Consider the following 23,710-nt stretch of genomic DNA (forward strand, 5'->3'; position numbering starts at 1 on the left):
CCTTCGCCTTGCACCGAATGGTTCCACACTATCGGCAGGCGGAGTCGAACACAGCCAGCTACGTTGCGAGTTCGCTGTCTGTTCACGCAAGCGTTGCACCCGCGTAAACGTGCGGCCGCGCGATCTTCCACGCGCGGCCGCATATGCTACATGCGTTTGAGAATATCAACGGCGAGCGCTGCCGCAGTATTCGCATATTCGGAGATATCGAAGTCTTTGAACTCTTCGTAGTCAGTGTCCGCGTTGTCGCTCAGCGCGCGAATAACCAGTGCAGGCACATTGTTGCGCGCTGCTACGTGCGCTACTGCAGCGCCTTCCATTTCGACAGCGTCGGCGCCAGTGTCGCGAATAGTTTTGGCGACTTGCTCTGGCGTGTCTACGAAATAGTTGCCGGAAGCGATGATGCCGGTGATATGCGTGATGCCCATGCTGCTCAGCGCTTCGTCGGCGAGCGCGATCAGATGATCGTCAGAGTGGAATTCTTCCACGGGTGCTGCTTCGCTGCCGGGCGTCCACTGGCCGACGAGTCGCATGTCGGTGTCGAGGTAGCGTAGTGTGCCGCCGAGTACTACATCGTTGATGTGCAGGTGCGTGTTGAGATTGCCGGCGATACCAGAGAAGATGACTGCGTCCGGCTGGTAGGCGTCAATCAGATGCTGCGTAGTTGCGGCCGCGTTCACCAAGCCCATGCCGCCGACGGTAGCTGCAACAGTGATAGTGCTACCAGCGTTTGTGGTGATGGTGCCGCGCGTAATGTCAAGACTGGCGGCGTGATCGTGTGCAACGTTGTCGAGTGAGCTGGCGATCAGCGCAACTTCTTCGCTGAGCGCTCCGATAATAGCGATGGTGGTCATGTGCGTTCCTTTCTGTCACTTCCAGCTCGGTCACTTCCAGCGGCGTGCGGAAACCGCTTCGGCCAGTTCGTAGAGTAACTGTTCGGTATCGTCCCAACTGATGCAACGGTCGGTGATCGACTTGCCGTAGATGAGCTGGTCGAGCGGTGCGGCAGGCTGGTTACCGCCTTCGATAAAGCTTTCCATCATGATGCCAGTGATGCCCGGCTCGCCGGCGGCGATACGGCTGGCAATATTGCGTACGACTTGCGCCTGCTTGTGCTCGTCTTTACCGGAGTTGCCGTGCGAGCAGTCGATAATCAGCCCGTGGGCGGCAGCTGATTCGGCGGGCATCATCGCGCGCACATCATCCATTGCGCGGCGCACTGACTCAGCGTCATAATTCGGCCCGTGGATTGAACCGCGCAGTACAACATGGCAGTCGGGATTGCCGAGGGTTTCGACTGCGCACGCGCGACCCATATGGTCGATGCCGAAGAACGTGTGCTGTTGCGCGGAAGCAAAGCAGCCGTTGACTGCTGCCTTGACGGACCCGTCGGTAGCGTTTTTGAAACCGATCGGCATTGACATGCCGGAAGCAAGCTGACGATGCACTTGGCTTTCCGTGTTACGCGCGCCGATCGCACCCCAGCTCACCGCGTCGGAAATAAACTGCGGGCTGGTCGGCTCCAAGAATTCGGTTGCTGCCGCCAAGCCTTCGCCCAGCACGCCGAGCAGTGTTTTGCGCGCGAGCAGCAAGCCTTTTTTAATGTTGTGACTACCGTCGATGTCCGGGTCGTTAATCAAACCCTTCCAGCCGACAGTCGTGCGCGGCTTTTCAAAATACACGCGCATCACAATCAGCAGCTCGCCTTCAGTTTTTTTCATGACTTTGGCGAGTCGATGCGCATAGTCAAGTGCTGCTTTGGGATCATGCACTGAGCATGGGCCGACAATCACCAGTAGACGATCATCCTGGCCGTACAGGCAGGCGCGAATTTCATCGCGCGAATAGGCGACGATCTCTTGCGCAGCCTTGTCAAGCGGCAGTTCGCTTAACACTTGTGCTGGCGTGGGCAGTGGCTCAAGTTCAAGAATGCGCCGGTTGATAATACGGCTTACGCCTACCTGGTCTTCCCAACGTGGCACGTCGGTGGCAATCAGCGGATTTTTGCCTTCATCCATCGCTTGACGGATGGCACGCAGTTCTTCAGGCGTATTCAACGGCCGCATGTGGTCGTCTTGTTGTTGCATCGCTCTCTCCTTGGAATTCACTGCTCCCAAGGATACCTAATAGCGAGCCTTCCTGACAGTTTGGCTGATAGGAAGGCTCGTTCTTGATTCCTGTGCGATGATACTGCGACTGCTGTTTCAGCTGCTGCTGCGACTATTTTGCGGCAGCACGGCGAGCGTCGACAGCGTCGGCCAGCGTGTGCAGCAGCTGCTCAGTACGCTCCCACGGCACGCAAGCATCAGTCACCGACTGACCGTACACCAGCTGGTCAAGCGGAGCAGGCTTCTGATGACCGCCCTTCAAGAAGCTTTCCATCATCACGCCAAGAATGCCCGGTTCGCCAGCGGCCACACGAGCAGCAATATTCTCGATGACCTGCGCTTCAACGTTTTCATCCTTGCCGCAATTGCCGTGCGCAGCGTCGATAATCAAACCGTGTTCGCTCGGACCGCTTGCCTTTGACGCTTTCAGCGCGGCGAGCGCTTTCGCTACCGATTCAGCATCGTAATTCGGGCCCGTGTTCGAGCCGCGCAAAATCAGATGGCAATCCGGGTTGCCCTTAGTTTCAGCGGAAATCACGCGACCGTCGAGGTTAATCGACAGGAAGTGATGTTCGTATGCGGCAGCAAAACAGGAGTCAGCAGCCGGCTTAATCGAGCCGTCGGTCGCATTCTTGAAACCGATCGGCATCGACATGCCAGAGGCGAGTTCGCGGTGCACTTGGCTTTCCGTATTACGCGCGCCAATCGCACCCCAGCTGATCAGATCGCAAATATACTGCGGCGTGATCGGGTCAAGCCATTCGGTAGCTGTTGGCAAGCCAAGGCTCAACACGTCAGTGAGTACTTTGCGCGCCAGCCACATGCCTTTACGAATATCGAAACGACCGTCAAGATCAGGATCGTTAATCAAACCCTTCCAGCCGATCGTCGTACGCGGCTTTTCAAAATACACGCGCATGACAATGACCAGTCGATCGTCAAGTTCTTTCTTGACTGCAGCAAGCTTAGAAGCGTACTCGTGCGCGGCTTTTGGATCATGAATTGAACACGGGCCAACGATAGTGAGCAGACGGTCATCCCTGCCATGCAACACGTCGCGAATCTCTTGGCGCGAGCGCAGCACAAGGTCGCTCATCTCATCAGTGAGAGGCAGTTCCTTCAGGAAATAGCGCGGAGCTGGAATCGGGTCGAGCTGGCGAATGTTCACGTCAACTGTTTCAGGGAACACTGCGTTCCTGCTCAGACGACGCTCATCCTCAGAACTATCCGGACCACGAAGACCTGCCATACCAACTCTCCTCTCCCTGCCCCATGCTAGGCGCAAACATACAGAGGCGCTAGTTTACCTGCGCGCGGGTAGATATGAAAACGGTCGACCGTCTGATGGGACAGTCGACCGCTTTTTGAGGCTAGTGTTTGGCCGTGTTGGGCGGTAGGACGCTCCCCCAGTCGGCCTACGGCCGCCAGCCCCCCTCAGCCGAGGGGGCCAAGGCTACCGCATCCGTGATATTGACGTGTGAGGTTCAATCCGGCCTTCGGACTGTCACCTCAGGCGCACTAGCCTTTCAGGCAGCCGGCCTATCGGCCGGGGAACCGGGAAAACAACCCACTGGGTTGTTTTCTATTTCCGGTTCCGCGCTCTTGCGTGACTGTTGTCACGCAAGAGCGCCCATTGGATCCCATGCGGGCAGCATGGTGGCGGGTTCATTGAGGGCGGCCTGGTATTCGGCGGGGAGGAGTGCCTTCGGGACGGCGACTTCGTAGACGTACTCGGTGAACCAGTCGTCGCTCATCGTGAAGTAGCCCTTGTCGGCGATCTTGTCGCCCCAAGAGTTCTCCACACGCCAACGGCGAGTAGTCTTGCCGTCGTCGGCTACGTCCACGCCAACGAACGCCATTGCGTGGTTCATTGCGGAATCGCAGAAGCGCACGCGCTCTTCCTTATCCATATCGAAGTCCACGCCGTACACGCTGCCATACTCGAACAGGTCAGTTGCCCAAGCGCCGGACTCACGGTCCATGAACGGGCCGCAGTCAGCACCAAACCACACCGGAATACCCTGCTCAGACAGGATTTCACGCACGCAATCCTTCATGAACTGGTTCGGCACGTTGAGGTACTCGGTCGGGTCGCCGCCGGCCACGTTGCCCAGGTGCTCGATGCCGATCTTCTTGCCCTTAGCGTGCTCCTTGCGCGGATCGTCCACGAGGCACACGTAGCTTTCCAGATCAGCCGGGCCCACATACTTCTGCCAGAACTCCACTGGGGTCAGTTCGCCATCGCGGTGGAATTCGCCATCCTTGTCGGTCCACTCCCAGTCGAAGCTCTTCGGCGGTTCGCCCAAGTGGATCGTCAGCATACGGTGGCCAGCAGCGGTCGCTTCAGAAACAATCTCAGCAGTCTTCGCCTCGTCGCCCTTAGCTGCGAACAGGTGCGCAACCGCCGTGTGCAGCATGTGGCGCAGCTGCGTGTTCATCGGGCCAGTGTTCTTCGAAGACTCAGTCTCCGGGAACAGGTCCTTCGGCACTGCACCGTACTTCTTGTACACGTTCATAGCCATCGTCCACTGGCCGCCGTCGCCCATCACATCGTCAAGCAGGTGCTTGATCAGGCGGGAGTCAGCCGACTCGCCAGCAGCTACCAGTGCGGCCACATCCTTGAGGAAGTAGTTGATGCGCTCGAGCTTGTCGTAGTACATCGCATAGTTCTGAGAGAACTCGAACTCCTTCAAGTTCATGTTCTTCTTCGCGATGAAACGCGCAACGTTCAGCGAGCTGAACAGCCAGCAACGTCCGGAATGATCCTGATGAGTGACCGTGCCGTTATCAACGGTCACAGAGAAGCGACGCTGCAGGCGGCGTGCGCGATCATAGTTCAGGGCTGCCTTGTTGATGCCGGACGTGGTAACGGCGTTCATGGCAAGACGGTTCGTCGGGTTAGCGTCAAACGCTTCAACCATCTTGTCGAGCGCTTCACTGGACAATGGCGTGATTTCAGTCATGCTGCTCCTTTTATCCATGTTGTCGATCGTTATGCGATCGCATCACACGCGACTATTCGGCGTTTGGCCAAATGCCGCACGATATGCACAAAGCATTCATGCGGCAGTCTACCGTCGAGGGGAGATACTCTCCAATCCACGCGATTTACCCGCCAATAACGCACAACGGCCGCGGAACGTATCGGTTCCACGGCCGTTGTAGCACAGTATTATGTGCAGCTATGTGCGATTATTGGCGATCTGCGCGTCCGCAAGATCAGTGCTCGCCTTCACCATGCTGAGTCTCAGCAGCATGTTCGCTATCGGCACTGTCAGCACCCTGTGCGTGCTCATGAGACTGTGCAGACTGTGCAGACTGTGCGGACTGTGCAGACTGCGCAGCTTCTGGCGCATTGCCATCCTGCTCGCCGGCTGCTTGTGCGCCACCGTTTTCAGCCATGAAGGCGAAACCGCTGAACGCTTGCGTGAACATCGAGCGCAGCTCGGAAACGCGCTGCGTGATCGCGGCTTCACGCGACTGCAGTTCGGCAATATGCGTGTTGAGTCCTTCAAGCTCGCTTTGTGCAGCCTTGCGACGGGTTTCGATCTGCTGCGCGGCTTCCTCGCTTGCCTTCTTCAAGATTGCAGCTGCCTGATCGTCAGCTTCCTTGCGCTTGCTTGCCGCATACGTGTCAGCATCCTCGCGCACAACCTTGGCCTGGCCAACCAGCTCGTCAGCTTCCTTCTTCGCAGCAACGCGACGCTCCTCGAGCGAGTCAAGCAGCTCGCTCACCTTCTTCGTCGCCTCATCCTGCTGGGCAGCAATATCGGTACGAATCTGCTCAACTTCAGCGTTCACCTGGCTCATCGTCTTCGTACGATGCACTTCAGCATCGTCACGAATCTCCTGCGCGCGCGCCTTAGCAGCGTCAATGATTTCGCCAGCCTTGCGCTGTGCATCGGCCATCATCTTCGAGACTTGTTCGCGCACATCAGACAGCTTCTTATTCGCTTCCGCGAGCGCAGCCTGAATCTGATCGTTGGACTCAGACTTGAGCTTGGCGATCTCCTCATTGGCAGCCTTGCGCTGCTGAGCAACCTGCTGAGTGGCTTCTGCCTTCATGTCAGAGATTTCACGCTCTTGCTTTGCGCGCTCGGAAGCAAGACGCTTATCGTGCTCTTCACGCGAATTCGTGAGCTCAAGATCCGTGGACTGACGCTGTTCAGTAACGATTCGAGCGGTTTCCGCACGCAGCTGGGCAGCATCCTGCTGCGCCGTGGTCGTGATGGTTTGCGCCTGATTCGTAGCCGTTTCGGTAATTGTGTGTGCTTTCGCCTTGGCGTCGTCGACGATGTGCTGGGCATCGAGTTTGGCGTTGTTAATCAAGGTTTCTGCCTGTGCTTGTGCGGAAACGCGCGTAGCGGCAGCATCCTGCTTGGCACGTTCAAGCAGTTCAGTACTGGTTTGTTCGGCCGAGGCGAGCATTTGCTGAGCGTTGGCGCCGAGGGAAGCGAACGAGTTACCCTTTGACGACTGCCTGTTGCGCTCTTCCTGCAGCTTAGCCTGCAGTTGCAGCACACGATCGCCATCCTGCTTGATCTGCGCCCTGAGCGCGTTCAACGTGGACTGTGCCGCCGCAAACGCCTTGTCGACCTGCTCTTTATCGTATCCACGAAGGACAATCGGGAACTGGTCCGCCATGTTCGGTTCCTTTCGCCATAACCCTGCACACTTGTTTGACAACCACACAAGACTGTAGCCCATCATCGCGCGGAGAAGCGCCGGCCATGTCAAGCATTTTGTGAACGTACACACATGAGCGTGTCAGCGGGTTGAGCGTGGCTCATTACGCGATCAAAATATCGCGTGAAGACGGCTGCAAATAGTAGCGAACTGCTTCGCGCACTACGTCACGGCCCGCGAGCACCAGCTGGTCGAGTGATAATCCATGCTGCCGGTGACTCGTACCGTTTACCAGTGGGAAGCTCACGAAGCCTGCGAGCACACGATCTTGTGTGCTTGCCCAGTTGAGCAGATGGTAGAACAGTGAGTTGCACACGAAGGTGCCTGCATCAGAACTGAGGGTGGCTGGAATGGCATCATGTGCGAAATCGTTGATAATCGCGCGCAATGGTAGACGCGTCCAATAGGCGGCAGGACCGTCGGGAATAATCGACTCGAATCGTGGCAACGCATTATCTGCGTCGGGTTTGGCTGCGTTCATGAGGTTTGTCGCGCAGCGTTCGAGCGCGACACTGTGCGCTGCGTGCTTGAGACCAGTGGCGATCACAATGTTTGGTCGGGTGGCGTCAATGGCTTCGCGCAGAGTCGGCCACGCGTTCGCAAAGCTGACTGGCAGACTGACTGCGCTGATCGATACGTCAACATCATGCAGTGGATCGTCAATGTCAGCGATCTCGCCTAATCCTTGTTTGGCGAGCGCGTTGGGCACTTCGAACGAGGGGTTCACGTCAACGCCCTCGTATTGATCGAATCCAGAAATCACGACATTGAGCTGCTGCATACGCCCCAGTGTAACGGCCGCGGCGGATGGTACCAGGCTCATAGCGGCCGAGTCTTGTAGCCAGCGAGCGTCAACGGCCCATGCGAGAGGCGGCTTGCGCGAAAATCGCATGCATGCGCGCTTTGGCTTCTTCACGCGTCATATGCGACATGTTTGCAGGCGCTCCCGTTACCGGGTCAACCGGTCCCATGGGCGCTCCGGTAGCTTCAGGGCCAAACGCGTTCGACACGGTGGCAGACGTCATAGCTGGCAGCCCGAGTCGCTGTGCGGCAATCCGTTCAGCGGCTGGAATATCAGCCATCGTAGTGATTTTCAAATTCGATTCGCTGCCGTCAACAACGGCAACCGCTGAATCAGGCATGTAGTCAACGACGACGCGCGTATCGTCAGTGGGGTGGAATCCGGGGTCGGCCGAGGCGAGCTCGTACGCGTGACGAATCGTGTCGAAACGGAATGCTTGCGGCGTTTGCGCGCGGAACGTGTGCGGGCGATCGGGAACCTGGCGTACTACCTTGCGTCCGTCGCGGAATTCAGTCAACAGTACCGTGTCCGTGCTCGCGTACGCTACGGTGGCAGCGTCGAGTTCGTCAAGCGCGTCGATGCAACCGTCAATCGAACGCTGTTCAACGAAGGGGCGCACAGCATCGTGAATCAGAATCTTCGCGTTCGCGGGAATGCCTGCGTCGGCGAGTGCGGTGAGCGCAGCCGCAGTGCTATCAACACGTTCGCGGCCACCGTTAATAATCATGCGCACTTTCGGGTAGCCGGCTTCGTCGATTAAGCGTTCTACTTCGCCGCGTACCTGCGGGTTGACGACGACGATAATGTCACTGACGCGCGCATTGGTTTCGAATGCTTCGATGCTCCAGCATACGATTGGCTTGCCACCAACGGAGACAAGCTGCTTGGGATTATTCGGGTCGAATCGAGTACCAAAGCCGGCTGCGAGTACTACGGCCACAACGGGCACGGTTTGCGGTTTTGCAGGTGCGGATTCAGCGGCGTTTTCAGGCATGTGATTCTCTTGCTCTTGTTCTGATTCTCTCTCGGTCATACTGTGTTCCACCGTAGAGCGCATGCTCACTGGCTGTAGTCAGCATGCGCCCATCTGCACGGAATATGCGGAAAACTGTGCAATCCGCGCGCGCAGTATGCGATGTTGCGTGTGTTGCGTGGCGTACTGTTGAGCGCCTTAGTGCCGCACGATAAGGGCGAGCATACGACCTTCATGCGTTTTGCCAGCGAGCGATGCGCGGCGATGCGAATACCACAGCGGATTTTCCAGCGTGCACATACTGTGCTGGATGACTTCCAAGCGCTCATGCAGCGATGGGCCTTCACTGTCGGCGCGGCACAGCTCGTCAAGTTCAAGATCGTGGTCGAGATACTCGGTGGCTGCGTGAACGCGTGGCATTGAATCGACGACTTTGCTCACGCCAGCGAATGCGAGGTCGATCATCGCAGCTTCGGCAATATCGATGCCGGCACCGCCGAAGCGCGTGGTGGTTTTGGTGAGGGGGAAGCGCTTTTCGAACTTGTCAGCGATGTCGTCGCCAACTTCGTAGCAGTCGCCGCAAATACGCGGGCCGAGTGTGGCTACAATGCGCGACGGTTCAGCGCCTTTGAGTTTCATCAATTCAACGGTTGCGCTGATTACGCCCTTCTCGAGTCCGCGGCGGCCGCAGTGGCATGCGCCGATAATGCCGGTTTCGGGGTCGGCAAGCAGTACGGGCAGGCAGTCGGCAGCGAACATGCCGAGAGCAATACCGGCTTGGCTGGTGACTTGACCGTCAGCTTCTTTCACCACTGGAGCTGCGGCTGAATCATCGCCTTCTACTCCCCTTGTTCCGGAGACATCGAAGCCGAACGGCGTGTTGATTTCGAACGAATCATCAACGTCTACGGCAACACCGGAGTGCACTTGTGAAATCAGCGACAGCCGTGCTCCTACCGCCTGAGCGAGCGCGACACGATTGGATAGTACGGCGGTTGGATCGTCGCCGGATTTACCGCCGAGGTTACAGTTGCCGAAATCACCGGTGCTTAAACCGCCGAGGCGCGTTGTATATACGGCGGTGATACCGGGAGCGAGTGCGATCGGGATCGTTACCGGAATCGGGTTACCGTCCCGATCGGTCGAGCTGATCTTGTTGCTGTCAAGAATCTCGTCATCATACTGCTCATTGCTCATGCCGACTACTGTAGCGTGATCGGAGCATTTCTCCTAAGTGTGCAAATCCGGACCATTCCCACACCTGCAATGTGTACCTATTCGGATCATTTCCACAGTTGTGTGCATATCCGGTCTATTGCCACACCCTCAATGTGTACCTATCCAGATCATTTGCGTCGTTGTGTGCATATCCGGTCTATCTACAACCCTAAGGGGGTATTCAAATAGTCCGAATATGCACACAACGGTGCGAATAGTCCGAATATGCACACTTACACAGAGAAGCGCCTAAAAAAGCGCCTAGAGAGAGTCCAGGGTCAGGCAGATTGAGAGCTAGGCAGCCTTGAGGGTCGCCTGCTTTGTGCGCGAACGGATTGCAGCGTTCACCGGCACCTCGTGCGGACATGGCATCGAGAACACATGGGCGGGGTTATTGATCGACTCAACCCACTGACCATCAGCATCGCGGAAGCCACCACCGGGCACCGTGTACGCCAGCGGCTCGCGACCTGGCAGCAAGAATTCAACCTCTTGGCCAGCTTCGATCTTGTTGCGGCTCATAATCGTGACGCGCCCGCCCTCTTCCGGGCTCCAGCTGAGCACTTCGCCAACCACCAGCCACGAGCGGAAGTACGCGGAACGATTGGTGTTCTGCGTCACCTTATGCTCGGGATAGTAGAAGCCCGTGGAATAATCGCGGTGCGCAACCTTATCCGGCTCTTCCAGCAGCCACTCGGGCAATGTGATCGGATCCGCCGGGCGAACTTTGGCATGATACCAACCCTCGGGCAGCACTTCCTGAGCAGTATTCGACTTACGACGAGCGCTACGAGCGCGATAGCTCAGATTATCAAGTTGAGCGCCGCCAGCAGACCGAGCCGCCGCATCTTCAACAACAGCCGGCTTTTCAACGGATGACTGAGTATCACCACCGAATTCGAGCCCCATATCACCACCGGGCATGCCAGCGAATGCTTGATCAGCATGACGCTCGATTGCATCCGGCGCTGCCGTAATCGACGCCTCGTAATCCGGGTCGCCTTCGCGAATCACGCGATCATGGAATGGCTGCAACACCGCGCCAGAGCGATCCTCAAAACCGCGTTGCACCATATACTCATCCACAGCAATCTTGTACGCGTTGGTCATCGCCGCAATGTAATACGCAGACTTGGAGCGGCCTTCAATCTTGAGGCTTGTCGCACCCGAGTCAATCAGATCAGCGATATGCGGCAGCATATTCATATCCTGCGAGTTAAACAGGTATGCACCTTCCGAGGTTTGTTCGATGGGGAAATATTGGCCGGGGCGCTTCTCTTCCACAATCGAATACTTCCAGCGGCAGGGCTGTGCACATTCGCCATGATTACCATCGCGGCCGGTCAGATAGTTCGAAAACAGGCAGCGGCCAGAGAATGCCATGCACATAGCACCGTGCACAAAGCATTCAATATCCATATCGTCGGGAATACGCGCGCGAATATCGCGTACCGCTTGCAAATCCATTTCGCGAGCAAGCACAACACGTCGAGCACCGAACTCGTACAGTGCTTGTGCAGCGCCATAGTTAGTGACGCCAGCCTGCGTGGAAACATGCAGTTCCACGTTAGGAGCGATTTGGTGTGCCATCATCATGACACCGATATCAGTGACGATCATTGCGTCAATGCCCGTGTCTTTGAGCTGGCCAATGTATTCGCGCATTGCTTCAACTTCGTTATTGCGCGGCAACACATTGAGCGTCACGTATACGCGAGCACCACGCTCGTGAGCATATCGTGCGCCTTCTTCAAAGTCGGCAAGGCTGAGGTTTTTCGGAGCAGAGCGCATGCCAAACGCTTTACCACCGCAGTATACGGCGTCCGCGCCGTAATCGACCGCGGCTTTTAACCCACGCAAATTACCTGCAGGCGCGAGTACTTCTGGCTTGCGGCGACGCGGCAGAACAATCTCATGAGCCGCAGCGGCCGAAGCTGTTGGGGTAGGGTTCACAGTCATGGAAACAGTCGATTCGTCAATAAGCACCAGACCAGTGTAGTCGAGCGCCAGTACGGCTTCAGGGGCGCGGCGGCGGCTTACAGTACGGCAAGCGCGAAATCAGCGAGAAGCTTAATGCCGTAGAGGGTGATGACGCCGCCGCACACGCGGTTGAGCACGTCGATAATGCGTGGGCTGAACTTGTGTGCAAACGCGTTGACCAGCAGTGTAATGGTCAGGAACCACAGTATGGATGCAGTTTCGACGCCGGTAATAAACGGGGTTGATTGTTGCGCGCTGAGCGTTGCACTGAACGCGCCGAGCATGAGCGTGCCGTCGATAATGGCTTGCGGGTTAAACCAGGTGACGGCGCAGGCGGTGCCGATCGTGTCAAGCAGACCGCGCAAGCCGAGGCGCTTGGCAGGGGTGGATACAGTTGCCGCCGCAGATGGAGACGGTGCTGTAGTCGGAGACGACGTTGCCAGGTCGGTTTGAGAAGTATTCTTGCGACGCTTCGGCAGCACTAATCCCATGCCGATTTTCACTACTACTAGGCCGCCAAGCCCAAGCACAATGGTTTCGAGCCAAGGGTGCGACTGCATAAGCGCGCCCACGCCGAAGAAGCAGGACAGCGACAATGCCATGTCGAAGCAGATGACAATCAGCGCAGTAATCAGTGCGTTACGACGCGTACGAGTGAGCGCGGAGTTGATCACGAAGAGGTTCTGCATACCAATCGGCGCGATATATGCCAAACCCATTGTGAGCCCTTGCAGGTAGAACCCCATATTTACTCTCCTCCACGCCGCTCAGCCAGCTGGCATTTGCAGTATCACTCAGCCAATTCAGTTTGGTTGGATAACAGTCACCCAACCAAATCAGCCAAATCAAATTAGCGTCACCTGGAAAAACCTAGGTAAAACCACTGATTTCATCACATCCTCCATGTATTCTACGAATGTGACACCAGTCATCAACCAGCCAAATATGTAGTAGTAGCCCCAACCAAACGCAATTACACATTCCACCGAATCGAGCCGCATATGCCACGCACTACCCCCATCACTATTAGCTGGAAGCCCAATCGCAACGCGGCTACGCCAGTCACTGAGCAAATCGTGGACTATATGTGCCGCCAAATCTCGTCTGGCACATGGCCAATCGGCTCACGACTGCCTTCACAGCGCGCACTAGCCGAGGCATTCGGCGTGAATCGCTCTACGGTGATCGCAGCAATCACCGAGCTTGCCGACTATGGCATTGTCGAAGGATTACATGGTGCCGGCACGCGCATTGTCAGCAACACATGGTCACTGATGTTGCCGGGCGCCCCCGATTGGGCCGACTACGTGTCGTCAGGATTTTTCCGCGCGAATAATGCAACCATTCAAACCATTAATCGCATGGAGTTTGCGCATGGTATTACACGACTTGGCACTGGCGAACTTGACCCACGACTGTTTCCACGCGCAATGTGGCAGCGCATAGCCGGCGAAGCAGCAGCAGAAATTGACGCAATCGGATACCCAGCCCCCGAGGGAATGCCAATGTTGCGCGAAGCGATCGCCGCACACATGTGCGCTACCGGCATCAACTGCACTCCGGAACAAATTTTGATTACCTCTGGCGCTTTACAAGCACTGCAAATGATTTCAGTAAGTTTGCTATCAGCAGGCTCGACAGTGATAGCGGAGGCGCCGAGCTATATCAAATCACTGCAAGTGTTTCAATCCGCGGGGATGAAACTCGCCGGCGTACCAATGGATAGCGAAGGACTCGACGTCACCGCATTGCAATCCCTGTTGCAAGGCGGCAATAGTGCACCGGGCACCAGCGATATCACTACTCCACCCGCACTACCTTCGTTAACCACACGCCACACAACTAACAATGCGGTGCTGTATACGATTCCCACGAATCACAATCCCACTGGCATCACCATGTCGGAGTCGCGACGCCACACGCTTATCGATTGTTGCGTAGCGAATCGTTTGCCAATTATCGAAGACGGCGCATATCAAGATTTGTATTTCGGTAGCGCGAGCACCAACGGCAGTTCCAGCGCGAATTCCAGCACCGCAGTCTCCCCCACGCCGCTGAAGTCGCTCGATCAAACCGGCATGGTTATTACGCTTGGTAGCGCGTCGAAAGCGCTCGCGCCCGGACTGCGCATCGGTTGGATTGTGGCTGATCGTTCGATTGTGCATCGACTCGCTGATGTGAAAATGCAAATGGATTACGGCGCGAGCGTGCTCAGCCAGTGGGTGTACGCGCGATTCTTAACCAGCGGACTCTACGACGAGTACCTGGTTACGTTGAAGCGCGAGTTGAAGCGACGCCACGACGCTGCTATCGAAACATTGGAACACTTATTCAGCGGGATGGCGCACTGGACGGTGCCGCAAGGAGGATTCTATATTTGGCTCACGTTCGACCAGCCAGTAAAGATCGGACGACTCTTCCAACTGGCCTTAGACCATGGCGTACTACTCAATCCAGGCGATATTTACGATTTTGAAAGTGATAATTCCTTACGTTTGAGCTACTCGTACATCACGCCTGAAGAATTCGCACGAGCGGCAAACATATTGGCTGCCATCGTTCGCACAATCGCTGCATAAACTGCACGCCCCCAAAAGCACCCCTCCCATGGTGTAGGGATCTACACATGGTGTAGGGACTCATACATGGTGTAGGGATGCAAAATGGCGCAATTCCAAGGTTTTCGCAAAACCTGCCACACCCCAATCCCTACACCATGCGCAAATCCCTACACCATGTAAACGGAGTAAACGGATTATGGTTGTATAACCTGCAAACCTATAGGCAATCAGCCGAGCTTAGCGAAATCCTCGTCGTCAAGCTCAAGCTCGCCAGCCTTGAGCGAATCGAGAATCGTTTCAGGGCGATGCGCGCCAGGAATCACAAACATGTGGTCACCCTTAGCAAGCTCCCACGCGAGCACTACCTGCTGGTAAGACACACCATGCTTGGCCGCAACCTCACGGAATGGGTCGAACTTCGATTCGTCATACGGGTGGCGGTAGCCGCCGAGCGGACTCCAGCACACGAACGCGAGACCGAGCTTGGCGCAATAATCCAACGTGTCCTGCGTATCCAAGTGAATCGGCGAATACTGGTTCTGCACAGCGATCAGCTTGTCACCCAAAATGCCGCGCGCAATGTCCAGCTGCTCAATCGTCACATTGGAAACGCCCGCGTACTGTGCCACGCCCTCATCAACAAGCTGCTTCAACGCTTCAATGGACTCGTTGTACGGCACTTCCGGATCGTGACGGTGCATGTACAGCAGGTCGATCGTGTCCACACCGAGCGCCATCGCAGACTCCTTGCCGTAGCGCAGCAGGTGTTCCGGCTTGCCATCACGCGGCCACACCGGCTTGCCATCTTCCCACGCGCGGCGCAAACCAATCTTGGTGGCAACCAGCACTTCTTCGCGCGGCCCCTTCCATGTCTCTAGGGCTTCGCGCACGAGCTTTTCACCAGTCTGCTCTTCTTCGCCAGGCGTGTAGTACGCCCACGCGGTATCAATGTGACGGCAGCCAGCGTCAAGCGACGCGTGCAGCGTTTCGATACCAACATCATGACCGCGATTATTTTCGATAGTCAGCGGCATTTCACCGTGGCCCACAGCGGTGGTGTTGAACGGGCCGAGATTGCGGTGCAGCAGAGTCATAAACGCTCCTTTGTTGTAATGTTCCGCGCGCGCACGCACAGTGGCATCCACGCAGATTGCTCCATACACCACGATACGACCCCCACGCGCCGCCACCCAGCGACGCGCCACAACGCGTTGCCACAGCCATATTGTGACTATCGCCACATTCACGCAGCTTCTTCGATTGCGCCCATCGCCCAGCAACCGCAGAAAATCAACGAAACACTATATCTAGTGTCAGCAATGCGTGCGCGACACAACCAATAGTGTTCTTGACTGTGCTCCACATCCATGTAATCTTGCCAATCGCGAGGGGCGCTACCGCAGCGCCAAACCAATACTTCAAGGGGAGCGATCATGACTGTCACCGTGTTCACCAAACCGTACTGCCCTCAGTGCGACGCGACCAAGCGACAGCTCACCAAGCTGGGCGTTGACTTCGAAACGGTCGATCTTTCCGAGAACCCCTCCACGCTCGAACAGTTGCAGGCAGCCGGATTCCAGCAGGCTCCCGTGGTGATTACGCCTGATTCCTCATGGACCGGTTACCGCCCGGATTTGATTCGTGCGCTGGCCAAGGCGCGCGCCACCGCCCAGGCACAACCGGTGCTCGCATGACCGATACATCAGCCAGCACGAAGAAAGCCTTGCATATCAGCGCGTCACCGCTCAGCCCGGCACCAACCGCAGCCAACGCATCCGATCGGCCAAAATCCGTGCCGCTCATGGGCCAGACCACGCCAACTGCTGACAATACGCGCCCAAGCGAGCCTGAAACAGCAGCGCGCACGGAAACTATCGGCGCGCTCGTATACTTCTCCTCTGCCTCGGAGAACACTGCCCGTTTTGTGAGCAGCTGTGCGTTGGGCGAGCGCGGTATCAACGTGTACCGCATTCCGCTCAAGCCCGGCGCTCCCGCACTCAATGTGCGCGAACCATATGTGCTGATGGTGCCAACATACGGCGGTGGCGACGCGCGCAAAGCGGTACCAATGCAAGTCAAGCGGTTCCTTAACAACCCAGCCAATCGCGCGTGGATTCGCGGAGTGATCGCCTCCGGCAACACGAATTTTGGCTCCGCTTATTGTGCAGCCGGCGATATTATCGCAGCCAAATGCCACGTGCCGTTCTTGTACCGCTTCGAGCTGATGGGTACGCGTGAAGATACGCGCAAGGTGCGCGATGGTCTCGTCAAATTCTTCCGCGAGCGCGCCGGCGCCTGACAGTTAGGCCGCCTAGGTCACCTAGAAGCACCACACCACTCACTGACTGATTGCATGCCGGCTACCCCACCGGCAGAGTTCAGTGCGCCCTTTTTGTACTCGTTTCAACTGTTTTCAACGATTATTGAGGATTATTATGACCGATTTCAGCAATACCGGCCTGCCGCTTGACCGCACCGCCGACACTGATGCCGAGCGTCAAGACCCTGCGCACGACTATCACGCGCTCAACGCAATGCTCAACTTGTACGATGCGAACGGGCTTATCCAGTTTGACAAAGATAAGGCCGCCGAACGCGAATACGTGACCGGCCATGTTGCCGCCAACACCGTGACTTTCGCGTCCACTGCGGAGCGCCTGCGCCAGCTCATTGATGGCAAATACTACGATCCAACCGTATTTGAACGTTACACGCCTGAATTCCTTGACCGTTTCTATGAGCGGGCAGAGTCTTCCGGTTTTGAATTCGGCACGTTCCTTGGCGCTTTCAAGTTCTATACGTCGTATGCGCTGAAAAGCTTTGATGGCAAGCATTATCTTGAGAGCTTCCCGCAGCGTTGTGTCGCGGTCGCACTCGACTTGGCAGCTGGCGACGAGCAGGCTGCTGAACGCTACTTGGAAGAAATGCTTTCCGGTCGCTTCCAGCCTGCTACGCCAACGTTCTTGAATCTTGGTAAAGCGCAGCGCGGCGAGCCGGTCAGCTGCTTCCTGGTACGTATCGAAGACAATATGGAGTCGATTTCACGCGGCATTAATGCAGCATTGCAGCTGTCTAAGCGTGGCGGCGGCGTCGCCCTTCTGTTGAGCAATCTGCGCGAGCTGGGCGCGCCGATCAAGCACATCGAAAACCAGTCGAGCGGTGTCATCCCCGTCATGAAACTGCTCGAAGACTCATTCTCCTACGCGAACCAGTTGGGCGCGCGTCAAGGCGCAGGCGCAGTGTATTTGAACGCTCACCACCCTGATATTCTGCGATTCCTTGACACCAAGCGCGAGAACGCGGACGAGAAAATCCGCATCAAATCGCTTGCCCTTGGCGTTGTTGTACCAGACATCACGTTCGAACTGGCCAAGCAGAAAGCAAAAATGGCACTGTTTAGCCCCTACGATGTTGAACGCGTCTACGGCAAACCATTCGCCGACATTTCCGTCACCGAACATTACGATGACATGGTTGCTGACGAGCGTATTCGCAAAACCTATATTGACGCCCGCCAATTCTTCACCACGCTCGCCGAACTGCAATTCGAATCCGGCTACCCATACATTGTGTTCGAAGACACCGTTAACCGCGCAAACCCGATCGACGGCCGCGTCATCATGTCGAACCTGTGCTCGGAAATCCTCCAAGTGCAAGAGCCGAGCGCATACAACGAGGATTTGAGCTACGCGCACGTTGGCCGCGACATCTCCTGCAACCTCGGCTCGCTCAACATTGCGAAAGCCATGGACGGCGATCTTGGCGCCACGGTTGAAACTGCTATCCGCGCGCTTACCGCCGTCGCAGAACACACCAGCATCAACGCCGTACCGTCTATTCGCCGTGCCAACGAAGAAGGCCACGCGATCGGCCTCGGCCAAATGAACCTGCACGGCTTCCTCGCCCACGAGCGCATCCAGTACGGCAGTGAGGAAGCGCTCGACTTCACCGACATGTACTTCATGACCGTCGCCTACCATGCGTACCGTGCTTCGCATGATCTCGCAGTTGAGCGCGGACACGCATTCGTCGGCTTCGAACGTTCTGCTTACGCGAAGCCAGCCGGCCAGGGGAACTATTTCGACAAGTACACGGATGGCCGCCGCTCGCTGACCCCGCGCACCGAACGCGTACGCGCCCTGTTCGCACAGTATGGCATTGCGATTCCGACCGCCGAAGACTGGGCTGCATTGCGCGATGCGATCCTGCGTGATGGTATTTACAACCAGAACCTGCAAGCGGTACCGCCCACCGGCTCGATCTCATACATTAATCACAGCACGTCGTCGATTCACCCGATTGCTTCCAAGATTGAAATCCGTAAGGAAGGCAAAATCGGCCGCGTCTACTATCCGGCCGCGTACATGACGAACGACAATCTTGAGTATTATCGCGACGCGTACGAAATCGGCTGGAAGGCTATTGTTGACACGTACGCTGAAGCAACGCAGCATGTCGATCAGGGACTTTCGCTCACCTTGTTCTTCCCGGACACTGCGACCACACGCGACGTAAACAAAGCGCAGATCTACGCGTGGCGCAAGGGCATTAAAACCTTGTACTACATTCGCATCCGCCAACAAGCCCTAGAAGGCACCGAAGTCCAAGGCTGCGTCTCCTGCATGCTCTAGTCCTTCACACGCTAATGAGGTGACGCCCTCACTGCTACGTTCCGATCCCACTGCCGCGTTGGAGGGGTGGGGTGTGTCGCTCGACACGCTCCGGGCCGCTCAGGCCAAGTCTTTACGGTCTCGCAACACACCCCACCCCTCCACCGCTCCGCAAAAACCACCTAGCCTCGGCCCCCTCGGCTGAGAGGCGCGCGTAGCGCGACTGGGGGAGCGTCACCACAATCAACGCAACTTCACCTCGTCAATGAAACAACCGCAAAGGAACTCAAATGTCGAAAACCGTGTATCGCTTCCTCCTCCGCCTCACCGCCCCTGAGGAGTTCGTTGACCGCGCTAATCCCAGCACCTCCGAGCACATCGCCGAGTAAGCAATAGAAAAAAGAACTGTCAAGGCAAACGGAGCGGATTCTGCCGGCATATATTGCTCGACCGTAGGCTTGGCCGAACGGCCTTGAGTGTGTCGAGCAATATATGCCGGCAGAATCCGCGGCCACACGGGCAACTCACGCTGATAGCAACACCAATACAACACCTGTACTACTCATCATCCACACAACAACTCACACAAAGGAACTCACTCATGGCACCGATTTCTATTCCGCGCAAACCCCTGAAGCTTATCGATCGTGTGAGCGCGATTAATTGGAACAAGCTTGAAGATGAAAAGGATCTTGAGGTTTGGGATCGTCTTACTGGTAATTTTTGGCTGCCGGAGCGCGTTCCGGTTTCTAACGATATTCCCAGCTGGCAGTCTATGAGCGAGGATGAGCACACGCTGACGATGCACGTGTTCACTGGCTTGACGCTGCTTGATACGATTCAGGGCACGGTTGGCGCAGTGAGTTTGATTCCGGATGCGCTTACTCCGCATGAGGAGGCTGTGTATACGAATATTGCGTTCATGGAATCGGTGCACGCGAAAAGCTATTCGAGTATTTTCTCGACATTGTGCTCGACGAGTGAAATTGATGCTGCTTTTGATTGGAGTGAGAACAATGAGTTCTTGCAGAAGAAGGCGCAGATTGTGCTCGACTACTATGAGGGCGATAATCCGTATAAGCGTAAGGTTGCTTCGACGCTGCTGGAATCGTTCCTGTTCTACTCTGGCTTCTACCTGCCGATGTATTTCTCTGCGCACGCAAAGTTGACGAATACTGCTGATGTGATTCGTTTGATTATTCGCGATGAGGCTGTGCACGGTTATTACATTGGTTACAAGTATCAGAAGGGTATTGCACTGCTGACTGATGCTGAGCGTGAGGAGCTGCGTGAATACACGTATGATCTGCTTAACGAGTTGTATGACAATGAAGTGGATTACACCGAGTCGCTGTATGAGCGTGTTGGTTTGACTGACGATGTGGAAAAGTTCTTGCGCTACAACGGTAATAAGGCGTTGATGAATCTCGGCTACCCGGCTTTGTTCCCGGCGGAAGCGTGCGATGTGAATCCGGCGATTTTGGCGGCGCTCTCCCCTAACGCTGATGAGAATCATGATTTCTTCTCTGGTGCGGGCAGTTCTTATGTGATGGGTAAGACTCAAGAAACTGACGACGAGGATTGGGATTTCTAATTACTCAGATAGTGCAGCTTCAATAGCTTCAACATACAATGCGGCCCTGTGTGCTTATCGGTATACCGTTGAGCGCACAGGGCCGCTGTGATAGTTACGTGATAGTCGCGTTGTTTAGCGTACGCCGAAGGAGCCGCCGCCGGAGCCGCCGGATGAGCCGCCGAAGCCGCCTCCGCCGGAGAAGCTGCCACCTGAACCGCCGGATGATGAGGATGATGGCGCAGCGGCTTGGATTGTGGATCGAATGTCTGCAAAACCGGAGCTGATTTGTGCACCGAGGTCACCGAAGTTGGCGGAGAAGTCTGCAGCGTCGAAGCTGGGGACAGTGTTGTTGCCGCCGAATGGGCCGTTGTGGCCGTAATCGTTGCCGTAATGGTCGTGATAGTGGTGGCGCCACCCGTAGGGCCGGTAATTCCAATACAGTATCGAATCGGAGGCGTTGTCGTCGAGCCATTGCGGGTCGGCCACTTGTGGGTATGCTTTGGCGAGCTGTTCGAGTGCTTTGTCGGAGATACCGAATGCGGCCGCGTACACGAGGTAGCGATCCCATAAGGTGAGGTCGGCGACACCACGATCGGTGAAGTTGCTGAAGTCTTCCATGTAGCGTTTCAATCCGAGCACTTGTCCGGCGAGCTGCTGCCCAACGGGGTCGGTGAGCACGGTGTACGTGGTGTAGATGAGTATGATCAAACTCAAGAACAGTGGGATTGAGCCTTCAAAGAAGGCCATAAGCGGGTAACCGGTCGCAAGGTTGAAGATGATGCCGGCTAAAGCGAGCATGATCAGTAGCGTACCGGAGGCTACTGGCACTCCGCCAGCAGATCGGGTGGCTGCGGTCATGGCGAATTCGTTAGCGCACGCGTTGGTGAACCGTCTGAGCTCTTTGTATCCGTCTTCCCAGCGTTTGCACGCGGCTTTCATTTGTGCGAAGTCAAATACTGGCGAGCCAATACGCCGGGAAATAGTTTCGAGCAGGTGGAGTGCAGCATCCTCGGATTCGCTTAAGTTCAATGATTGCCGGTTCGCCGAGCACACTGGCATGATCACTATGGTGTTGGTTCCTGCAGTCGCGTTAACGCGCGTTTGATCGGCTCCGATCATGGCAGCGAGCTGCGCGTTATTGGCTTGGCTCATGTCGATTCCGCGATACAGCGCGGATGGACCGGGGTAGATCGCGATGGCGTGTTTGGAGGCGAGTGACAGGATGGTAGCTGACATTTGCCGCGAGTCGACAGCAAATCCGCCTGACTTGTCGAGTACGCCGATAAGTTTTGCTGCTGAAGCAGGGCTGAGTTCTGGCGGTTCACGCCAGTAGTCGATATCGCCGTGGTATGTGGAATTCTTGACGTTGCGTCGTGCTGCGAGGAAGCCTATAGCAAACAACGCGATAGTGGCAGCAGCGATTGCCAGCCATGCGATGGTGATGACTTGTGCGCGCGTACGCTGCTTGTTACGCCATTCGGTTTCTTGCCGAGTTTCGTCAGCGACAAGATGATCTTTAATATCACCGGTTTCACGGCGGACGGTTTCGGGTGCGGCTGAAGCGTCGAATCCGGCAACAATGTCGAGATACTGGCCGGCGCGCACATCGTATGCGCTGAATTGTAGTGTTCCATTGTCGCCGCGTGATGTTTCAGAGGTGCCTTCATAGTGCATCCATGCTACGGAATTCTTGGCAGTCACGCCTTTGGGGAAGTGCACGGTGCCGGTGAGTGTGCCGATGGGCATGGGATTGGAGTCGTTGACTGGCTCCCATTGGAAGGTGACGAGATCGTCGTACGCGGTGGATACGCCTTTGAACGTCATGCTCACATCGAATTTGAGGCTGTTTGCTGACTTGGTGGCGGGAATGTTCCAGCCGATTTCCACCATGGTATTGGAGGTAGCCGGCTGGGAATCGTCGTATGCGGTGAGGTCATCGTTGTAATCAACTTGGCCGATATACCAGTGCCTTGCATATTCGCTATTCCAACGACTGTCGGTAATTCCCGTGGAAATCTGCGGTTCGCCTTGCTCGTAGCGTTCACCGGTTGTGGCGTTAGTGACGGATATGTCGGTGATGGCGGTCAGGTTTGATGGGCTGAGCTGGTAACGCTGATACACCTGCTTATATGGATTGTCACCGTTATCGTCAGATCGGTCGCGCAAATGCAGGTCAATATGTTGCGTGATGCGTAGATTACCGTCGCGTTGTACTTGGACGTCGTAGTCAAGACTGCGATAGCTGGCAACTGGATTACTGCCCGAGCCGAAGAGTCCAATTGGCAGAATGACGATCAGCGTGGTAGCGAGAGCTGCGATAGCTGCAATAACTATTGCTCGTACAAGTCGTTTGACGTTCATCGACGTCCCCTCCCCCTCACGGGTCTGTCTATGATGTGCGCATGCTGCCTATGCGCGGCTGCTGCTGGTTGTTGAGCACCAGTTAGAAGTGCACTTGTGGCGCTTCGCGAGCAGTATCGTCAACCTGGAAGTATTGCGCTTGTTCGAAGTGGAACATGCCAGCGATGATATTGCTTGGGAATACTTCGGTTTGCGTGTTGTATTTGAGGACCACATCGTTGTAGAACTGGCGCGCGTATGCGATTTTTGATTCGAGCGTTTTGAGCTGTGCTTGCAAGTCCATGAAGTTCTGGTTGGCTTGCAGCTGCGGGTATGCTTCCGCAGTGGCTTGCAAGTTGAACAGTGCGCGAGTGAGCTGGTTTTCAGCGGCCATGCGCTGGGCGACATCGCCATTCGCTGCGGATTGGACGACGCCGGCGCGGGCGGCGGTTACTTGAGTGAGTACTTCAGATTCGTGACCTGCGTAGCCTTTAACGGTTTCTACAAGGTTTGGAATCAGATCGGAACGCTGTTTGAGCTGCACGTCGATCTGTGCCCAACCGTTTTTGACACGATTGCGTAGTGTGACTAGTCCGTTGTAAGCGCCTATTGCCCACGCTACTGCGCCTACGATGATGAGCACAATTACTCCGATAATGATCGCCACCATGCTCCGCTCCTTTGCCCCTTCGCGGTTAATTGTTGTGTTCATTGTTTCAGCATGTATGGATACTGCTTGTGGGTCGGCGTGTATGGGGGAATTGTGGACGCGATTGCAGAGTGGTTGCGATTAATGTGGTGACGCTCCCTCAGTCGCGCTACGCGCGCCAGCTCCCTCAACCGAGGGAGCCGAGGC

At 56.1% G+C, this 23,710-nt stretch carries 18 protein-coding genes; 5 read left to right on the forward strand and 13 right to left on the reverse strand.

Translation table 11 applies throughout. The features are described from left to right. Window positions 1-146: 146 nt before the first annotated feature. From mtnN to D2E25_RS07650, 10 genes are all read right to left on the reverse strand, one after another. The gene (gene mtnN / locus D2E25_RS07605; protein ID WP_125981443.1) at window positions 147-854 is read right to left on the reverse strand and encodes a 5'-methylthioadenosine/S-adenosylhomocysteine nucleosidase; all 708 of its coding nucleotides are present in this window, start codon (window positions 852-854) and stop codon (window positions 147-149) included. Window positions 855-884: 30 nt separating this feature from the next. Continuing rightward, window positions 885-2,087, reverse strand: a complete 1,203-nt coding sequence (locus D2E25_RS07610) for a 3-deoxy-7-phosphoheptulonate synthase (protein ID WP_125981445.1) — start codon at window positions 2,085-2,087, stop codon at window positions 885-887. Between the two features lie 133 nt (window positions 2,088-2,220). Next, entirely contained in the window at window positions 2,221-3,357 is a 1,137-nt protein-coding gene (locus D2E25_RS07615; RefSeq protein ID WP_125981447.1) for a 3-deoxy-7-phosphoheptulonate synthase, read from the reverse strand. Window positions 3,358-3,724: 367 nt separating this feature from the next. Then, window positions 3,725-5,071 (reverse strand): C1 family peptidase, encoded by a 1,347-nt coding sequence (locus D2E25_RS07620; protein ID WP_125981450.1) that lies wholly within the window; start codon window positions 5,069-5,071, stop codon window positions 3,725-3,727. Window positions 5,072-5,327: 256 nt separating this feature from the next. Then, complete coding sequence (locus D2E25_RS07625; protein ID WP_125981453.1) at window positions 5,328-6,752, reverse strand: DivIVA domain-containing protein; 1,425 nt, start codon at window positions 6,750-6,752, stop codon at window positions 5,328-5,330. A gap of 145 nt (window positions 6,753-6,897) precedes the next feature. Next, window positions 6,898-7,575, reverse strand: coding sequence for a pyroglutamyl-peptidase I (locus D2E25_RS07630; RefSeq protein WP_125981455.1), 678 nt, complete (start codon window positions 7,573-7,575; stop codon window positions 6,898-6,900). 70 nt (window positions 7,576-7,645) lie between these two features. Then, window positions 7,646-8,629 (reverse strand): IspD/TarI family cytidylyltransferase, encoded by a 984-nt coding sequence (locus D2E25_RS07635; RefSeq protein ID WP_125981457.1) that lies wholly within the window; start codon window positions 8,627-8,629, stop codon window positions 7,646-7,648. 138 nt (window positions 8,630-8,767) lie between these two features. Continuing rightward, complete coding sequence (locus D2E25_RS07640; protein ID WP_125981459.1) at window positions 8,768-9,766, reverse strand: purine nucleoside phosphorylase YfiH/LACC1 family protein; 999 nt, start codon at window positions 9,764-9,766, stop codon at window positions 8,768-8,770. A 315-nt stretch (window positions 9,767-10,081) separates the two neighbouring features. Then, on the reverse strand, window positions 10,082-11,698 hold the full coding sequence (locus tag D2E25_RS07645) for a peptidase U32 family protein (RefSeq protein WP_206430759.1): 1,617 nt from the start codon (window positions 11,696-11,698) through the stop codon (window positions 10,082-10,084). Window positions 11,699-11,823: 125 nt separating this feature from the next. After that, the gene (locus D2E25_RS07650; protein WP_125981461.1) at window positions 11,824-12,513 is read right to left on the reverse strand and encodes a LysE/ArgO family amino acid transporter; all 690 of its coding nucleotides are present in this window, start codon (window positions 12,511-12,513) and stop codon (window positions 11,824-11,826) included. Between the two features lie 255 nt (window positions 12,514-12,768). Between D2E25_RS07650 and D2E25_RS07655 the strand changes: the two genes are divergently transcribed. After that, entirely contained in the window at window positions 12,769-14,346 is a 1,578-nt protein-coding gene (locus tag D2E25_RS07655) for an aminotransferase-like domain-containing protein (RefSeq protein ID WP_125981464.1), read from the forward strand. Window positions 14,347-14,555: 209 nt separating this feature from the next. Here the strand turns inward: D2E25_RS07655 and D2E25_RS07660 are convergent, their stop codons facing one another. Beyond that, window positions 14,556-15,422: an aldo/keto reductase gene (locus D2E25_RS07660; protein ID WP_125981466.1), complete on the reverse strand. Its 867-nt coding sequence runs from the start codon at window positions 15,420-15,422 to the stop codon at window positions 14,556-14,558. A 339-nt stretch (window positions 15,423-15,761) separates the two neighbouring features. On the opposite strand from D2E25_RS07660, the gene D2E25_RS07665 reads away from it, so the two are divergent. From D2E25_RS07665 to nrdF, 4 genes are all read left to right on the forward strand, one after another. After that, window positions 15,762-16,022, forward strand: coding sequence for a glutaredoxin family protein (locus D2E25_RS07665; protein WP_125981468.1), 261 nt, complete (start codon window positions 15,762-15,764; stop codon window positions 16,020-16,022). A gap of 107 nt (window positions 16,023-16,129) precedes the next feature. Then, entirely contained in the window at window positions 16,130-16,627 is a 498-nt protein-coding gene (nrdI, locus tag D2E25_RS07670) for a class Ib ribonucleoside-diphosphate reductase assembly flavoprotein NrdI (protein WP_125981533.1), read from the forward strand. A gap of 136 nt (window positions 16,628-16,763) precedes the next feature. Beyond that, on the forward strand, window positions 16,764-18,959 hold the full coding sequence (gene nrdE / locus D2E25_RS07675) for a class 1b ribonucleoside-diphosphate reductase subunit alpha (RefSeq protein WP_125981470.1): 2,196 nt from the start codon (window positions 16,764-16,766) through the stop codon (window positions 18,957-18,959). 580 nt (window positions 18,960-19,539) lie between these two features. Beyond that, complete coding sequence (nrdF, locus tag D2E25_RS07680; protein WP_125981472.1) at window positions 19,540-20,532, forward strand: class 1b ribonucleoside-diphosphate reductase subunit beta; 993 nt, start codon at window positions 19,540-19,542, stop codon at window positions 20,530-20,532. Between the two features lie 114 nt (window positions 20,533-20,646). On the opposite strand, the gene D2E25_RS07685 is transcribed toward nrdF, so the two are convergent. Then, the gene (locus D2E25_RS07685) at window positions 20,647-22,875 is read right to left on the reverse strand and encodes a DUF2207 domain-containing protein (protein ID WP_125981475.1); all 2,229 of its coding nucleotides are present in this window, start codon (window positions 22,873-22,875) and stop codon (window positions 20,647-20,649) included. 82 nt (window positions 22,876-22,957) lie between these two features. Then, entirely contained in the window at window positions 22,958-23,524 is a 567-nt protein-coding gene (locus D2E25_RS07690) for a LemA family protein (protein ID WP_125981478.1), read from the reverse strand. Window positions 23,525-23,710 lie beyond the last annotated feature (186 nt).

It is taken from the genome of Bifidobacterium goeldii (assembly GCF_003951095.1).
In the GTDB taxonomy this organism is placed as follows: domain Bacteria; phylum Actinomycetota; class Actinomycetes; order Actinomycetales; family Bifidobacteriaceae; genus Bifidobacterium; species Bifidobacterium goeldii.

Bases quoted from the DNA above. Each gene is read 5' to 3' on its own strand.
- mtnN (WP_125981443.1), bottom strand. From the start codon at position 854: ATGACCACCATCGCTATTATCGGAGCGCTCAGCGAAGAAGTTGCGCTG.
- D2E25_RS07610 (WP_125981445.1), bottom strand. From the start codon at position 2,087: ATGCAACAACAAGACGACCACATGCGGCCGTTGAATACGCCTGAAGAA.
- D2E25_RS07615 (WP_125981447.1), bottom strand. From the start codon at position 3,357: ATGGCAGGTCTTCGTGGTCCGGATAGTTCTGAGGATGAGCGTCGTCTG.
- D2E25_RS07620 (WP_125981450.1), bottom strand. From the start codon at position 5,071: ATGACTGAAATCACGCCATTGTCCAGTGAAGCGCTCGACAAGATGGTT.
- D2E25_RS07625 (WP_125981453.1), bottom strand. From the start codon at position 6,752: ATGGCGGACCAGTTCCCGATTGTCCTTCGTGGATACGATAAAGAGCAG.
- D2E25_RS07630 (WP_125981455.1), bottom strand. From the start codon at position 7,575: ATGCAGCAGCTCAATGTCGTGATTTCTGGATTCGATCAATACGAGGGC.
- D2E25_RS07635 (WP_125981457.1), bottom strand. From the start codon at position 8,629: ATGACCGAGAGAGAATCAGAACAAGAGCAAGAGAATCACATGCCTGAA.
- D2E25_RS07640 (WP_125981459.1), bottom strand. From the start codon at position 9,766: ATGAGCAATGAGCAGTATGATGACGAGATTCTTGACAGCAACAAGATC.
- D2E25_RS07650 (WP_125981461.1), bottom strand. From the start codon at position 12,513: ATGGGGTTCTACCTGCAAGGGCTCACAATGGGTTTGGCATATATCGCG.
- D2E25_RS07655 (WP_125981464.1), top strand. From the start codon at position 12,769: ATGCCACGCACTACCCCCATCACTATTAGCTGGAAGCCCAATCGCAAC.
- D2E25_RS07660 (WP_125981466.1), bottom strand. From the start codon at position 15,422: ATGACTCTGCTGCACCGCAATCTCGGCCCGTTCAACACCACCGCTGTG.
- D2E25_RS07665 (WP_125981468.1), top strand. From the start codon at position 15,762: ATGACTGTCACCGTGTTCACCAAACCGTACTGCCCTCAGTGCGACGCG.
- nrdI (WP_125981533.1), top strand. From the start codon at position 16,130: ATGGGCCAGACCACGCCAACTGCTGACAATACGCGCCCAAGCGAGCCT.
- nrdE (WP_125981470.1), top strand. From the start codon at position 16,764: ATGACCGATTTCAGCAATACCGGCCTGCCGCTTGACCGCACCGCCGAC.
- nrdF (WP_125981472.1), top strand. From the start codon at position 19,540: ATGGCACCGATTTCTATTCCGCGCAAACCCCTGAAGCTTATCGATCGT.
- D2E25_RS07685 (WP_125981475.1), bottom strand. From the start codon at position 22,875: ATGAACGTCAAACGACTTGTACGAGCAATAGTTATTGCAGCTATCGCA.
- D2E25_RS07690 (WP_125981478.1), bottom strand. From the start codon at position 23,524: ATGGTGGCGATCATTATCGGAGTAATTGTGCTCATCATCGTAGGCGCA.